17 protein-coding genes and 2 other annotated features are annotated in these 13490 nt (G+C 35.9%); of the genes, 6 read left to right on the forward strand and 11 right to left on the reverse strand.

What is annotated here, in order from left to right; all coding sequences use genetic code 11:
* Positions 1-5 precede the first annotated feature (5 nt).
* Entirely contained in the window at positions 6-1040 is a 1035-nt protein-coding gene (pheS, locus tag V7S50_RS07480; protein ID WP_000388220.1) for a phenylalanine--tRNA ligase subunit alpha, read from the reverse strand.
* 44 nt (positions 1041-1084) lie between these two features.
* Positions 1085-1313: a binding site (T-box leader), on the reverse strand.
* 62 nt (positions 1314-1375) lie between these two features.
* The gene (locus V7S50_RS07485) at positions 1376-2173 is read right to left on the reverse strand and encodes a TrmH family RNA methyltransferase (protein WP_242252538.1); all 798 of its coding nucleotides are present in this window, start codon (positions 2171-2173) and stop codon (positions 1376-1378) included.
* An 82-nt stretch (positions 2174-2255) separates the two neighbouring features.
* Between V7S50_RS07485 and sspI the strand changes: the two genes are divergently transcribed.
* The 3 genes from sspI to V7S50_RS07500 all read left to right on the forward strand — a co-directional run bounded on the left by sspI (position 2256) and on the right by V7S50_RS07500 (position 4051).
* On the forward strand, positions 2256-2465 hold the full coding sequence (gene sspI / locus V7S50_RS07490) for a small acid-soluble spore protein SspI (RefSeq protein ID WP_000009509.1): 210 nt from the start codon (positions 2256-2258) through the stop codon (positions 2463-2465).
* Positions 2466-2640: 175 nt separating this feature from the next.
* A complete protein-coding gene (locus tag V7S50_RS07495) occupies positions 2641-3198 on the forward strand; it encodes an HD domain-containing protein (RefSeq protein ID WP_000554798.1) in 558 nt (185 codons plus the stop codon).
* A gap of 139 nt (positions 3199-3337) precedes the next feature.
* On the forward strand, positions 3338-4051 hold the full coding sequence (locus tag V7S50_RS07500; protein WP_242252537.1) for a CPBP family intramembrane glutamic endopeptidase: 714 nt from the start codon (positions 3338-3340) through the stop codon (positions 4049-4051).
* Between the two features lie 27 nt (positions 4052-4078).
* On the opposite strand, the gene V7S50_RS07505 is transcribed toward V7S50_RS07500, so the two are convergent.
* Both V7S50_RS07505 and V7S50_RS07510 read right to left on the reverse strand, forming a co-directional pair.
* The gene (locus tag V7S50_RS07505; RefSeq protein WP_242252534.1) at positions 4079-5104 is read right to left on the reverse strand and encodes a DUF4179 domain-containing protein; all 1026 of its coding nucleotides are present in this window, start codon (positions 5102-5104) and stop codon (positions 4079-4081) included.
* A gap of 21 nt (positions 5105-5125) precedes the next feature.
* Entirely contained in the window at positions 5126-5668 is a 543-nt protein-coding gene (locus tag V7S50_RS07510) for a sigma-70 family RNA polymerase sigma factor (protein WP_242252533.1), read from the reverse strand.
* 146 nt (positions 5669-5814) lie between these two features.
* Here V7S50_RS07510 and V7S50_RS07515 point away from each other — a divergent pair, with 146 nt between their 5' ends.
* Positions 5815-6186: a DNA-binding protein gene (locus V7S50_RS07515; protein ID WP_336375983.1), complete on the forward strand. Its 372-nt coding sequence runs from the start codon at positions 5815-5817 to the stop codon at positions 6184-6186.
* A 37-nt stretch (positions 6187-6223) separates the two neighbouring features.
* Positions 6224-6580: an ammonia permease gene (locus tag V7S50_RS07520; RefSeq protein WP_242252531.1), complete on the forward strand. Its 357-nt coding sequence runs from the start codon at positions 6224-6226 to the stop codon at positions 6578-6580.
* A 22-nt stretch (positions 6581-6602) separates the two neighbouring features.
* Here the strand turns inward: V7S50_RS07520 and V7S50_RS07525 are convergent, their stop codons facing one another.
* Together V7S50_RS07525 and V7S50_RS07530 are read right to left on the reverse strand one after the other, a co-directional pair.
* Positions 6603-8402 (reverse strand): DHA2 family efflux MFS transporter permease subunit, encoded by a 1800-nt coding sequence (locus tag V7S50_RS07525; protein WP_242252530.1) that lies wholly within the window; start codon positions 8400-8402, stop codon positions 6603-6605.
* A gap of 12 nt (positions 8403-8414) precedes the next feature.
* Positions 8415-9068, reverse strand: coding sequence for an HlyD family secretion protein (locus V7S50_RS07530; protein ID WP_063224738.1), 654 nt, complete (start codon positions 9066-9068; stop codon positions 8415-8417).
* Between the two features lie 296 nt (positions 9069-9364).
* Between V7S50_RS07530 and V7S50_RS07535 the strand changes: the two genes are divergently transcribed.
* Complete coding sequence (locus V7S50_RS07535; RefSeq protein ID WP_063224737.1) at positions 9365-9982, forward strand: TetR/AcrR family transcriptional regulator; 618 nt, start codon at positions 9365-9367, stop codon at positions 9980-9982.
* Positions 9983-10022: 40 nt separating this feature from the next.
* Here the strand turns inward: V7S50_RS07535 and V7S50_RS07540 are convergent, their stop codons facing one another.
* From V7S50_RS07540 to infC, 5 genes are all read right to left on the reverse strand, one after another.
* On the reverse strand, positions 10023-11108 hold the full coding sequence (locus V7S50_RS07540) for a M42 family metallopeptidase (RefSeq protein ID WP_242252529.1): 1086 nt from the start codon (positions 11106-11108) through the stop codon (positions 10023-10025).
* A gap of 69 nt (positions 11109-11177) precedes the next feature.
* Positions 11178-11669 (reverse strand): dUTP diphosphatase, encoded by a 492-nt coding sequence (locus V7S50_RS07545; RefSeq protein ID WP_000365050.1) that lies wholly within the window; start codon positions 11667-11669, stop codon positions 11178-11180.
* Between the two features lie 473 nt (positions 11670-12142).
* A complete protein-coding gene (gene rplT, locus V7S50_RS07550; RefSeq protein WP_001138362.1) occupies positions 12143-12499 on the reverse strand; it encodes a 50S ribosomal protein L20 in 357 nt (118 codons plus the stop codon).
* A gap of 37 nt (positions 12500-12536) precedes the next feature.
* On the reverse strand, positions 12537-12737 hold the full coding sequence (gene rpmI / locus V7S50_RS07555) for a 50S ribosomal protein L35 (RefSeq protein ID WP_001125945.1): 201 nt from the start codon (positions 12735-12737) through the stop codon (positions 12537-12539).
* 21 nt (positions 12738-12758) lie between these two features.
* Entirely contained in the window at positions 12759-13262 is a 504-nt protein-coding gene (gene infC, locus V7S50_RS07560) for a translation initiation factor IF-3 (protein ID WP_000973215.1), read from the reverse strand.
* 62 nt (positions 13263-13324) lie between these two features.
* Positions 13325-13444 (reverse strand) — a sequence feature (ribosomal protein L20 leader region).
* Positions 13445-13490: the final 46 nt, after the last annotated feature.

The following is a 13490-nucleotide window of genomic DNA, read 5'->3' on the forward strand; positions in this document are numbered from 1 at the left end:
TTCCCTTACGCTCGTTTGAATTGTTGTAAGAAACGTACATCATTTGTATAGAAATGACGAATGTCATCAACGCCGTATTTCAACATTGCGATACGCTCTGCGCCCATACCGAATGCGAAACCTTGATATTCTTTTGAATCATAACCAGCCATTTCAAGTACGTTCGGGTGAACCATACCTGCGCCTAAAATTTCGATCCAGCCAGTTCCTTTACAAGTGCCGCAACCTTTTCCGTGACACATCATACAAGAAATATCCATCTCTACAGATGGCTCTGTGAATGGGAAGAAACTTGGACGAAGGCGGATTTCACGATCTTCACCAAACATCTTCTTCACGAATACTTGTAGTGTACCTTTTAAATCACTCATGCGAATGTTTTTATCAATTACAAGACCTTCAATTTGCATGAACTGGTGTGAATGCGTCGCATCATCGTCATCGCGGCGATACACTTTACCAGGACAAATAATTTTAATTGGGCCTTTTTCTTTATTATTTTCCATCGTACGTGCTTGCACAGAAGATGTATGTGTACGTAGTAACGTTTCTTCTGTAATGTAGAATGTATCTTGCATATCACGTGCTGGGTGATCTTTCGGTAAGTTTAATGCTTCGAAGTTGTAGTAGTCTTTTTCTACTTCTGTTCCTTCAGCTACTTCATAACCCATACCGATGAATACATCTTCAATTTGTTCAACAACAGCTGTTAACGGATGGTGACAACCTGTTTCAACAGGACGACCTGGCAGTGTAACATCAATTGTTTCAGTAGCTAATTTCGCTTCAATTACTGCTTTTTCTAAGTTACCAATTTTGTCTTCTAGACGCGTTTGAATCGCTTCACGTACTTCATTTACTAACGCTCCCATACGTGGACGCTCTTCTGCTGATAATTTTCCCATGCCGCGTAATACTTCTGTAATTGGACCTTTTTTTCCTAAATACGCTACGCGTACGTCGTTTAAGCCTTTTAGCTCTTTCGCTTCTTCAATCAGCTCTAACGCTTTTTGCTTTAGCTCTTTTAAACGTGCTTCCATTTTGGAACCCTCCTAATTTTAAAAATAAAAAAACCTCGCTCCCAAAAAGGGACGAGGTAAATTCGCGGTACCACCCTAAATTGACAGAACATGTCTGCCCACTCATTAGTTATAACGATCAATTCTGACCGGAACGCCTTTACATATACATGGTCCTGGCGTCAACTCCAGAGGTGAATTCACTTCCGTCTACCATAAGAATGCTTTCAGTCTACGGCATTCTCTCCCTATATGGCGATTTTGTAAGCTACTCTTCTCTATCAACGTTTTTCGTTATTTAACTTTTATTATATGTTCATTACGAACATGTACTTCAACTTATTATAAGAAGTTTTTTATTTGTTCGCAACTGGGCTTTGTAAATAATACGTTAAAATCCCTGCTGCAACCGCAACATTTAATGATTCTGCCCCGCCGTAAATCGGAATATACAAGTTTTGATTTGTTTTTGCAAGAATTTCTTGGCGTACGCCATTTCCTTCATTTCCTACAATTAATGCAAAACTTCCGGCCGGCGTTACTTCACCATAAGGAACTCCATTTTCAAGAGCTGTTCCATATACAGGAACGTTATTTTCTTTTAGCTTGTCTACCCATTCTTCTAAGTTCCCTTTTACAATTGGTAAGTGGAAAATAGAACCTTGTGTAGAGCGGAGTACTTTACTATTGTAGACATCAACACAACCTTCTCCAAGCACTACGGCATGAATACCAGCTGCATCAGCTGTACGAATAATCGTTCCTAAATTACCTGGGTCTTGCAGGCCATCTAATAGAAGAAATTTCCCATCAGTAAGAACTACTTCTTTCTCATGCTTCTCACAAACAGCAAATACACCTTGCGTCGTTTCTGTTTCACGAAGTACTTTTACGATTGCTTCAGGCACAATATACATTTCCACATCATTAACTGTCCAATCTTTCGGAAGATCTGTCTGATCTGAAACGATAAGTTCTGTTACAACCCCTGCCTTTAAAGCTTCCTCCACTAAATGGAATCCTTCTACAAAGAACAACCCTTGTTTATCGCGTTCTTTTTTCGTTTGCAGCTTTTTCCACTGCTTTACACGCGGATTTTGTAATGAATCAATGTTTTTCATAATATGTATTTCCCTCTCTTCTTGTCTTATCATTATAGCCTATTTTTCATACATATTTACATAAAAAAGAACAAAAACTAACGTCAGTTTCAATTCTGAAGAAGAGGTGAAAGCAATGAGTTTTAATTTACGCGGTGCTGTATTAGCAAATGTATCTGGAAATTCACAAGACCAATTACAAGAAACAATTGTAGATGCAATTCAAAGCGGTGAAGAAAAAATGCTTCCAGGTCTTGGTGTTTTATTCGAAGTCATTTGGAAAAACGCTGATGAAAATGAAAAGCACGAAATGTTAGAAACGTTAGAGCAAGGATTAAAAAAATAAACAATTTGAAAATCACCTTTGCATAAGCTAAGGTGATTTTTTGCCGAAAATTTTTTTCTTTCCCTAAACATTTCTACTTTACTAACGCTACTCGATGGAGTACAATGTTCAAAATACATTTAAACCGATCGATTTTTCTTCATATACACCATTAGATAAAAGGAGTGAATGTTTTATGCACCGTATTACGCTTGAACAAATTTTTAAACACCATATTACACAAAAATACGTAAATCGTTCTGGGATGGTCCACGCGATTGCTGTCGCTTACCATGCGTTTCACTTAGCTAAAAAGCATCACGCCTCAGTCGATGCTGCGACAAAAGCTGGTTTCCTTCATGATATCGGACATCATACGTGGTACACAGGCGGCGAATGGGACTATGACTTATATAAAAAGAATGATATCCATGCAATTAAAGGAGCGGAACGAGCTCATAAGTTATTAATCCGATTAGGCGAACATCCAAAGCAAGCAAAAGAAATTTCTGTTGCAATTCTATTGCATACTGATTCTTTCCTAGTAGAACAATCACTTGAAAGAACACCTCTACAAAACATTATTAAGTGGGCAGATGAAGCAGATGAAGAACCGGGAGGAGCGCACCATTACCGGACTATCTCTTATGAAAAAGCACTAAAAGCAATTCAGCAGTTAGATCGATTGGTAGAGCGTGAATTGCAAATAGAGCAATCAAAATCGAATAACAAAGCAGAACATAGTTATCAATAAGAAAGAGGCATCACTATAGGGTGATACCTCTTTTATTATTTTATGGAAAATAAACCTTTATATGTAATATTTAAATGTTACATTCAAAAACGAAATACTTTATAATTAAATATACAAATATAAAGAGGTGATTCTAAATATGCAACCCGCTACACAACTTCCTTATGAACAGAAACACTCTATGTCATGGGGACAATTCATTAGCTCCGTTTTATTTGCTTTTTTTGGAACCGGACTTATTACTGTGTTCCTCGCAATGCCCTTAACAATTTATACAGCAGGTCTTACAGATAAAAAACAAATTGCCCTGTACGAATCTATTGCCAATACTGCAAGTACCGTATTACAACTAACCGTGTTGTTATTCTTCATTTTTAAATTCGAACCCGCAAAAAATTTACTATTAAAATCTTTTAACTTTAAAGCACTGAAAGAATGGCGCACATACGTATACTTACTTCTTTTCTTCGTTATAAACATCATACTCAATTACATACTGTTAAATTATGTGTTCCAAGACGCAACAAAGCAGCAATCTTCCGCACTAAACTTAGACATTTTTAAGCAGTATCAAATATTATTACTTCTCAGCTTTGCAATACTCACACCAATTTTTGAAGAGCTTATTTTCCGTGGTTTTTTACTTCACTTCTTCTCTGAACGCTTTCCATTTTGGATTGCAGCCATCGTAACAAGTTTCTTCTTCGGGATCGCTCATACATACTCACTTGGGGTAATGGTAATTACTTTCTTCTTGGGATTATTAATGGCTATTTTATGTAAAAAAACAAAATCCATTATTCCAGCTATGTTACTTCATATTATGAATAATATGTTGGCATTCTTAAGTTAAAAAGAGGTATCATCGCGATACCTCTTTTTACTCTTTTATAACAACTTCAAACTCTTCTTCCGTTAGCACTTTTCGATAATTCGTTTTCTTTTCTCCTTCTTCACCAGAAGTTAGGACAGGCGTCAGTATAATTTTCGTTACACGATCTTCTAGCTTTTCAAATCGCCAATAACTATTTTTTGATAATGTAAGGCCTGAATGTGGTATTAGCTCGTTTCCATCTTGATCTTTCGCGATAAATTTCACCTCTAATTTTGTTCCATTCAACATTTTATAGTTCAACTTCGTAGATATAGGAGAAACTTTTAAATCTTCCACTTCTATTTTTTGACCATTTTCTAATTTAAAATGTTTATGGATTGGGATTGTCTTCGTTTCAGCTTTTAATTTGTCTCCAGATGCTTTAAAGGAAAAGCCCCATTCTCCTTTCCATGTTGAATTCTCTTCTTTTAAAGAGATATCTCTATATACAACTTGTATATCACATTCTCCATGAATTTCTAGAGGGTTCATTTCACCATCTTTTAAATCTATATTTGAGAAAAATGTATACGTGTATTCATTTATTTTCTTGTCCCCGCCGCTACCGCTACCATTTAACTGTTTTCCATTTATATAAATATCAGGGCTAGGATAAGAGCCCTCTAAATTGATACGACTAGACTTAAACGTACTATTAACAATAATCTGCCCCTCATCTATCATCACTTCATCTAATCGTACTTCTACACCGTTATCATAAACTGTTTGTCCTATTGTCGTTTTATATTCTTTTAAAGGTTCGCCTCTACTGTTCACGTAGTCTTCCATTTTACTTCCGATTAACGGTATATCTGCAATCATCCTTCTCATATCTACAGTCATCATCATGATAAATAATGCCGCAGCCGTTGTTACAATAGCTATATTCCGTTTCGTATGAGCTTTGTTCGTTTTTATTTTTTTACGAATTCGCTTTTTTATTTTCTTTTTCTCTATGTGCGTTAAGTTAACCTCTTCATATTCATTCTCATCCATTTTTATATCATTTAACATTTCATATGGATCTTTCATTTTCTTCACCTCTCTTCTTATTTATTTCATCCGGTTATGTAAAAATAATGCCCTTAGCTTCTTTCGACCTCTCGATAGACGATTGTATATAAAAGAAGTTTTCACTCCCATTTTCTCCGCAATATCTTCTACACTATCCTCTTGCACGTAATGCTTCATAAAGATTTCTTTATCGTTCTTCTTTAAATGATTTAATATATGTTCCATATCATTACTCATTTCATTTTTAGTAGTATCGGTATGCATCGCTATTTCACCTATTTGATCTAATCCTTTTTCATTTACTGTCTTCGCATATTTCCTCGCATAATCGATAGATTTATATTTTGTAATAGCTGCAATCCAATTTTTTAACGTATTTTTCTCTTCATCATACTTTTCAATATGATTCCAAATCGCCAACAACACATCATCCATACATTCCTCTTGCACATCTTGAAAAGAAGCTAAATGCTTCTGAACAATACTTTTTATAAGTCCGCCGTACTGGTCGATAATAAAGTATAACGCTTTTTCATCCCTTTTTCTTAGCTGCATTGCAACGTTCTCTTCTGTAATTTTCATATGCCCACTCCTCTCTAACATGCTCTATATCTATTAATTCGTATCGGTACTACTCATTTCTATCAATTTATACATATTTATTAATAATATCCAAAATAAACCTCATGTAGTAAAATATAACTTAATTCACATAAAGGAGTTTACATATGTTCAGTATTATTTGGATGCTTTTTACGCCACTTCTCTTACTATGCGGGATTGTTGGTGGTATTTTTTTAATAGTAACAGGGATTAAATATCGGAAATTACGCGTTGGTTTAATGGGGCTACTTAGCCTATCCTTTGTCATACTACCTTTTGTTCTTTTAAGTGTAGGGATTCATATCGATACAATTTTCCCGATTCCAACTGCTCTTTACTGGACCCTATTTTCTTTAACTGGATTATTAGCAGGGGTAAGTGGAGTACAAGCAAAAATTAAAAGTATACGTAATATGGGATTCATTATTTTTACCACTGGAATATTAGGTGTTATCTTCTGGGAGCTCATGTCTGTAGGTGATTCATTCTATATATAATATTTTTAGCAACTTACAAATCGGAGGTAATGCAAAAGTGTTTGGAATATTAACTTGGATGATTTTAGCTCTTACTTTAATGTTATGCGCATTTATCGTTGGTATTTTTTTAATTATTGCTGGTATGAAATGTCGTAAATCACTTACTATTATAGCTGGTTTAATTAGCATATTACTTATCGTTGTTCCTATCATTTGTATAGGCTCTGGAATAGATTTAGAGAGGATTGTTCCAATTTCGGGAACTTTATATTGGTGTTTCTTCTCTTTAGCTGGACTATTAGCTATTATAAGCGGAAGACAAATATCGAGTATTCGTTCTATGGGGACGATTTTGGTTATAACAGGATTGTGCTCTGTAACTGGTTATCATCTTTTATATCTAACTGCATAAAAAACACAAAAAAGCAGGGAAATTAATTCCCTGCTTTTCTATTTGGCTTATTGCCTGATGGTAAGAAGAACGATAACACCCAAGCAACACCTGCGAGTATTGTTGCAATTAAGAAGGCATCGTTAATACCATTAATTGCAGATAGCTTTGAAATTTGTCCATATAATAGTTGTGTGCCCATCGCATCTCCTGCTTGCGCTGATCCGGCTAAGGCCGCTAAGCTTTGCCCCATACCGTGTACTTTATCAACTAAAATTGGATTTGACGTTGTTAACATATTACCGTAATCTGCTACGTGAGCAGTTGTTTGTTGCGTCATAAGTGTAATTAAAATCGCTGTCCCAATTGAACCCGCTACTTGTCTTGACGTATTTTGCGTTGCTGTACCGTGAGAAATTAATTTCATCGGCAGTGCGTTCATACCTGCTGTCATAATTGGCATCATAATGAATGACATACCAATTGAACGTATAATATAATCCGTCATAATAACGCTATACGGTGTATCCATCGATAATTTTGTAAATTCATATGTCGCATACGTCGTAATTGCCAATCCAATTATTGCTAATGGACGAATGCCATATTTATCGAATAATTTACCCGCTACCGGTCCCATGATTCCCATAATTAATGATCCTGGAAGAAGTAGTAAACCAGATTCAATTGGCGTAAAGCCACGAATATTTTGTAGATATACTGGAAGTAATAGCATACCTCCGAATAATGCCATCGTTACGATTGCGTTAATTACTAAAGTGAAAGTAAATACTGGATATTTAAACACTTGTAAATCAAGCATTTTATTGTCCGTTGTTAACTCTCTCCAAATAAATAACGCTAAACCAATTACACCGATAACAAGTGAAATAATGACTTCTGCACTAGTCCAACTATTATTTCCAGCTTCACTAAATCCATACAATAAGCTTCCTAGTCCAATACTTGAACTAACCACACCAAATATATCTAATTTCGTTTTAGACACTGGCTGAGCTAGTGTAAAGAATTTTAAAGATAGGAACGTAATAATTAAACCAATAATAAACATCGCATAGAACATTAAGTTCCAGCTGTAATTTTCAATCACCCAACCTGTTACAGTTGGTCCGATAGCTGGTGCTAAAATCATCGCTACACCTAGTAATCCCATCGCTGCTCCGCGCTTATGAGGCGGGAATAATGTCATGAAGATATTCATACCAACCGGCATTAAAATACCCGCACCAACCGCTTGAATAACGCGGCCCGTCATCATCATTGTAAAGTTTCCTGAAATAGCACAAATGATAGATCCTACAGTGAAGAATAACATTGCTGCTACGAATAATTTACGATACGTAAATCGCGAAACTAAAAAGGCACTAATCGGTACTAAAATACCATTTACAAGCATGAAACCTGTAATTAACCATTGTGCTGTTGAAGTTGAAACGTTAAATTCATTCATTAACGGTGGCAATGCAACGTTAATGATTGTTTGGTTTAAAATAGAAACGAACATGCCGAGAATTAATACAGCTACAACTGCTTTTACGTTCACATTCTCTACAGGCATAGACATTTGTTTTTTCGGCACTTCTTTTTCTTGTTTTACTTCTTCTTGATTTCCTGTTTCTAACTCAACTACATTAGAGATTTCCGATTCTTGCTTCCGTTCAATTTCTTTCTCTTCTGTTTCTACTTTACTTACTTCTATTTTACTTACGGCTGGGACTTGTTCTTCTCCCACATTCGTTTTTTTCTTTCGTAAAAGACGATTTACAAGGAAGAAGACGATTATACAAAATAGTGCATATCCTGCAATTATGATTGAGGACATCTCATCTCCCCCTTACTTATGAATACGAACTGTCACATTCATGCCAGGAACAATATTTACTGATTTACTATGATCTAAAGAAATTTTAACTGGTACTACTTGTGTTACTTTCGTATAGTTCGCTGTTGCGTTGCTTGATGGTAACATAGAGAATGTGTTCGCTGTTGTTAAGCCCACTTGCTCTACTTTTCCTGATAATGTTGTATCTGGGTATGCATCTACATACACATCTACATCTTGACCTTTTTGAACATCATCAACATCTGTTTCTTCAATGTTTGCTGTTACCCATAAATCGTTCATGTCAAATGCGTAAGCGATCGGGCTACCTGCTCCAACGAAAGCATTTGTTGTTGCGTTTGATTGTACAACTGTTGCATTTTGCGGAATTGTTACATCTACTGTTTGTTCTCCATTAGCTGCTGCTACAGTGACAGCACCTAATTTATCATTCTCATTGTAATTCTTACCTACCTCAGCTTTCCAGTCCGTTAATTTACCCGCTACTGGTGATGCAATCGGAATTACCTTTCCATCAATTTTTGCATTGTCTGTTTTCAAGTAATTTTCCGCTTGATTGTAATAGTAATAACCGCCAATACCGCCGCCAACTAGTACAATTAATGTGATAATGTTGATAATCACCATTCTTCGAAACTGATTCATTGCATTCCTCTCCTTATATCGCATATAATTTTTTTCTAAACTATTTACGCCCTTATTGTTTAGAGTGTTTAATTGTTAATTATGTTAACCTTTAAACAAAAAAATCACACCATCTGCGGTGTAAATCGAAATTTATCTACCTGCGAGCGGTGCTGATTTCTGAAGGACTATCGTTTATAATTATAAATAATTATTTTGAAACTACAACCAACAATTTACGTATGAAATGTCGCTTAAACAACAATATAATACCAATATGTTGTTTAAGTACAGAAAATTAAACGGGGAGAAGTAAAATGTCTATTAAAAATACAAATGATCCACGTGTTAAGCGGACGAGACAACTCATACAGGATGCTTTTGTCGCTTTAGTAGGCGAAAAAGGTTTTGAAAATGTAACTGTTCAACATATCGCCGAACGTGCTCCTGTAAACCGCGCTACATTTTATAGCCATTACCATGATAAATATGACCTATTAGACAAGAGCATTGAAGAAATGTTAGAGAAGCTAACAGAAGTAATTAAACCGAAGAATAGAAATAAAGAAGATTTTCAACTAACATTTGATTCACCTCATCCGACCTTTTTAGCTTTATTTGAACACATCGCAGAAAATGTGAATTTCTATAATGTTATGCTTGGAGATAAAGCTGCCGGAAACTACTCTTATAAAATGATGAAAACGATACAAGTACATTTAACATTAAGCTTATCTATTTCACAACCAGATGATAAAGATCTTATGGTTCCTCGTGATATTTTGATTAGCTATGTAACAGGAGCTCATATCGGGATGATTATGTCATGGCTAAAAAGAGGGATGATATATACCCCGCATTTCATGGCTATGCAATTAACTCGTTTAATTATTTTAGGAGCTCATACTGCTGCAGGATTAGAAAGACCTTTTTAAAACATAAAAAAGCGAAGGAAAATCTCCTTCGCTTTTTCTATTAATTAAATGTAATGTTATGTACAGCCTCTTTATCAAGACGTTTAATAACTTCTACAATTAACTTCACTGCATTTTCATAGTCATCACGGTGCAACATTGCCGCATGAGAATGAATGTAGCGCGTTGCAATCGTAATTGCCATAGACGGAATACCATTTACAGCAATATGAATTGCACCTGCATCCGTTCCTCCGCCAGCTACTGAATCATATTGATACGGAATTTGTAATTCGTCAGCAACATCAACTACAAAGTCACGTAAACCTGTATGTCCAATAACAGAAGCATCATATAAAATGATCTGTGGTCCATCACCCATTTTACTTTGCGCTTCTTTTGCCGTTACACCTGGCGTATCTCCAGCGATACCAACATCTACTGCGAATGCGATATCTGGTTTAATATAGTTTGCAGATGTTTTCGCACCACGAAGACCGACTTCTTCTTGTACAGTCCCTACGCCGTATACAACGTTTGGATGCTTTTCATCTTTTAATTGCTTTAATACGTCAATTGCGATTGCACAACCAATTCGGTTATCCCATGCTTTTGCAAGTAACATTTTTTCATTCTTCATCACTTGGAATTCAAAGTAAGGTACAACTTGATCTCCTGGTCGTACGCCCCACTCCATCGCTTCTTCTTGGCTAGAAGCACCAATATCGATGAACATGTCTTTAATTTCAACCGGCTTCTTACGCGCTTCTGGAGGTAAGATGTGCGGTGGTTTTGAACCAATTACACCTGTTACATCTCCTTTACGCGTTACAATTGTCACGCGCTGTGCAAGCATAACTTGTGACCACCAGCCACCAACAGTTTGGAAACGAAGGAAACCTTTGTCATCAATTTGCGTAATCATAAAGCCAACTTCATCTAAATGACCAGCAACCATAATTTTCGGGCCGTTTTCTTCCCCTACTTTTTTCGCAACTAAACTTCCTAAATTATCAGTAGAAAGTTCGTCCGCAAACGGCTCAATATATTTCTTCATTACTTCGCGTGGCTCACGCTCGTTACCCGCAATACCACGTGCATCTGTTAATTCTTTTAGCATTGTCAATGTCGCGTCTAATTTTGTCATTGCCAACACCCTCCTTTTTCTTCAGTCACTTCATTATACAAAACGAAATTGAAATATTCAAAAATTAAATTAGTATCCTTGTGTTTGACGCTGATGATTTACTTCGTTTTTATCTAAATATGCCTTTTCAATCTCTTCTTGTTCAAACTCAAGCGCTTGTCCAAGTCGAAGATAGCTTGTAAATAATTCAATATAGTTCGTAATAGATGGTTGATCTGTAAAACGAATTACCTTCGCATATGTGTCTAAGAAAATTTCTACTTGTGTTTTATTCGTTTGTGCACATTTATAGAATAGGAAGTTTTTATCGATACCTAAATCAATTCCAATTGATAAAATAAAATGCAAACCATCTACGTATTCTTCTAATATTACTTCACGTTCTGATGCTGGTTTGTTGCTCCAATATTTAAAACAACGTGTTTCGTTTGCTAGTTCTCCAATTTCTACAAGAAGAGCTAACATTTTTTCTTTTAACAACTTTTTCGGTTGTAAGTCATGTTCTTTCGCAATACGGTCATCTAACTCTTTTTGTAATTTAAATAGTTGTAGTAAGTCCATTCTATTGTCCTCCTCCAACATCGCATTTTACGCAACAATGTTGTTTCATCTCAAAGTTCATTATTATTTTTCGTTTCTTATTAACAAGTCAGCCATTTACCTCTTTACAAAATAGCTTGTCCTTAATTTACAAATACGTTTCAATCATCACGATTAGATTGTTCACTCCGATTGGTGATAGTTAATAATTATCCCGGGATTGCCCACTGATAAAAAATTTATTTTATCTGATGAAAGTTCCATATCATCTTTCCATTATAGCAGTGTCGTTTCACCTAGGAAAGATACTCTTCTTTCCAAAGGGGTATAATAAAAAAAAGCCAGGAGGATTCTCCTGACTTCATATGTATATTCTTCTATATCGCTATTACTTTTATATTCCTTTTGTCATATCGATAACAGCATACTTCTTCTCTTTGCATACAAATAAAAAAACCTTAGAAGAAAAATCTTCTAAGGTTTCAACTAATTAATTAGTTAATGTTGTTTTTTGCAACTGTTGCTAATTCAGCGAAAGCTTTTTCGTCATGAACAGCTAAGTCAGCAAGCATCTTGCGGTTAACTTCGATGCCAGCATTTTTAAGACCGTGCATTAAGCGGCTGTAAGAAAGACCATTCATACGAGCTGCTGCGTTGATACGTGTAATCCATAATTTACGGAAGTCACGTTTCTTTTGACGGCGGTCACGGAATGCATACATTAGAGATTTCATAACCTGTTGGTTAGCAACCTTGAATAATGTATTTTTTGAACCGTAGTAACCTTTTGCTAATTTAATTACTTTTTTACGACGTTGACGAGTAACTGTACCACCTTTTACTCTTGGCATAATATTACCTCCTAATTGTTCTATATATCAGCCGAACTTATTTTAAGTTGTCAAGCATTTGACGAATGCGTTTGAAGTCACCAGCGCTTACTACACCAGCTTTACGTAGTTTACGTTTAGCTTTTGTAGATTTGTTAGCGAATAAATGGCTTGTGTAAGCGTGAGAACGTTTCAGTTTACCTGATCCAGTCTTTTTGAAACGCTTTGCAGCGCCGCGATGAGTTTTTTGTTTAGGCATAGGTATTTCCTCCTCTATCTATTACTTATCGTTTTTCGGTGCTAAAACTAAGAACATACTGCGTCCTTCCATTTTAGGCTTAGATTCAACTGTACTAACTTCAGCACAAGCTTCTGAGAAGCGATCTAAAACACGTTGACCGATTTCTTTATGAGTAATGGCACGTCCTTTAAAGCGAATTGACGCTTTAACCTTGTCGCCTTTCTCTAAAAACTTGATAGCATTACGAAGTTTTGTGTTAAAGTCGTGTTCATCAATTGTTGGACTTAAACGAACTTCTTTCATGCTAATTACTTTTTGATTTTTGCGCTGCTCTTTTTCTTTTTTCTGTTGCTCAAAGCGGAATTTACCGTAGTCCATAATGCGGCATACTGGCGGTTTCGCATTTGGAGCAACTAATACTAAATCAAGATTAAGATTTGCAGCTAAGTCTAAAGCGTCATTACGAGACTTGATTCCAAGTTGATCGCCATTTGCGCCAACTAAACGTACTTCACGTGCACGAATTTGCTCGTTAATCATCATATCCTTGCTAATAGTAAGCCACCTCCAAGGTTTTTTCAGAACATATTTTGTAGTCATAGAACCCGACAAAAAAAGTGCGGGCATACGACACCCACACTTGTAAAATCTTAAGTAAGAAATACATTACCTGTTAACTGCGAATGCGTCCATCAGGTGAGAAGCGGGTGCTTCTACTTGTTCCACAAAACAATATTCTATTATCCTTGATGAGTTTATCATAGGACATAA

Source organism: Bacillus sp. CCNWLW194, assembly GCF_037120585.1.
GTDB classification, from domain to species: domain Bacteria; phylum Bacillota; class Bacilli; order Bacillales; family Bacillaceae_G; genus Bacillus_A; species Bacillus_A basilensis.

What these genes read in the sequence shown, in the direction of transcription:
- pheS (WP_000388220.1), bottom strand. Translation starts at nt 1,040, where the DNA reads ATGGAAGCACGTTTAAAAGAGCTAAAGCAAAAAGCGTTAGAGCTGATT.
- V7S50_RS07485 (WP_242252538.1), bottom strand. Translation starts at nt 2,173, where the DNA reads ATGATAAGACAAGAAGAGAGGGAAATACATATTATGAAAAACATTGAT.
- sspI (WP_000009509.1), top strand. Translation starts at nt 2,256, where the DNA reads ATGAGTTTTAATTTACGCGGTGCTGTATTAGCAAATGTATCTGGAAAT.
- V7S50_RS07495 (WP_000554798.1), top strand. Translation starts at nt 2,641, where the DNA reads ATGCACCGTATTACGCTTGAACAAATTTTTAAACACCATATTACACAA.
- V7S50_RS07500 (WP_242252537.1), top strand. Translation starts at nt 3,338, where the DNA reads ATGCAACCCGCTACACAACTTCCTTATGAACAGAAACACTCTATGTCA.
- V7S50_RS07505 (WP_242252534.1), bottom strand. Translation starts at nt 5,104, where the DNA reads ATGAAAGATCCATATGAAATGTTAAATGATATAAAAATGGATGAGAAT.
- V7S50_RS07510 (WP_242252533.1), bottom strand. Translation starts at nt 5,668, where the DNA reads ATGAAAATTACAGAAGAGAACGTTGCAATGCAGCTAAGAAAAAGGGAT.
- V7S50_RS07515 (WP_336375983.1), top strand. Translation starts at nt 5,815, where the DNA reads ATGTTCAGTATTATTTGGATGCTTTTTACGCCACTTCTCTTACTATGC.
- V7S50_RS07525 (WP_242252530.1), bottom strand. Translation starts at nt 8,402, where the DNA reads ATGTCCTCAATCATAATTGCAGGATATGCACTATTTTGTATAATCGTC.
- V7S50_RS07530 (WP_063224738.1), bottom strand. Translation starts at nt 9,068, where the DNA reads ATGAATCAGTTTCGAAGAATGGTGATTATCAACATTATCACATTAATT.
- V7S50_RS07535 (WP_063224737.1), top strand. Translation starts at nt 9,365, where the DNA reads ATGTCTATTAAAAATACAAATGATCCACGTGTTAAGCGGACGAGACAA.
- V7S50_RS07540 (WP_242252529.1), bottom strand. Translation starts at nt 11,108, where the DNA reads ATGACAAAATTAGACGCGACATTGACAATGCTAAAAGAATTAACAGAT.
- V7S50_RS07545 (WP_000365050.1), bottom strand. Translation starts at nt 11,669, where the DNA reads ATGGACTTACTACAACTATTTAAATTACAAAAAGAGTTAGATGACCGT.
- rplT (WP_001138362.1), bottom strand. Translation starts at nt 12,499, where the DNA reads ATGCCAAGAGTAAAAGGTGGTACAGTTACTCGTCAACGTCGTAAAAAA.
- rpmI (WP_001125945.1), bottom strand. Translation starts at nt 12,737, where the DNA reads ATGCCTAAACAAAAAACTCATCGCGGCGCTGCAAAGCGTTTCAAAAAG.
- infC (WP_000973215.1), bottom strand. Translation starts at nt 13,262, where the DNA reads ATGATGATTAACGAGCAAATTCGTGCACGTGAAGTACGTTTAGTTGGC.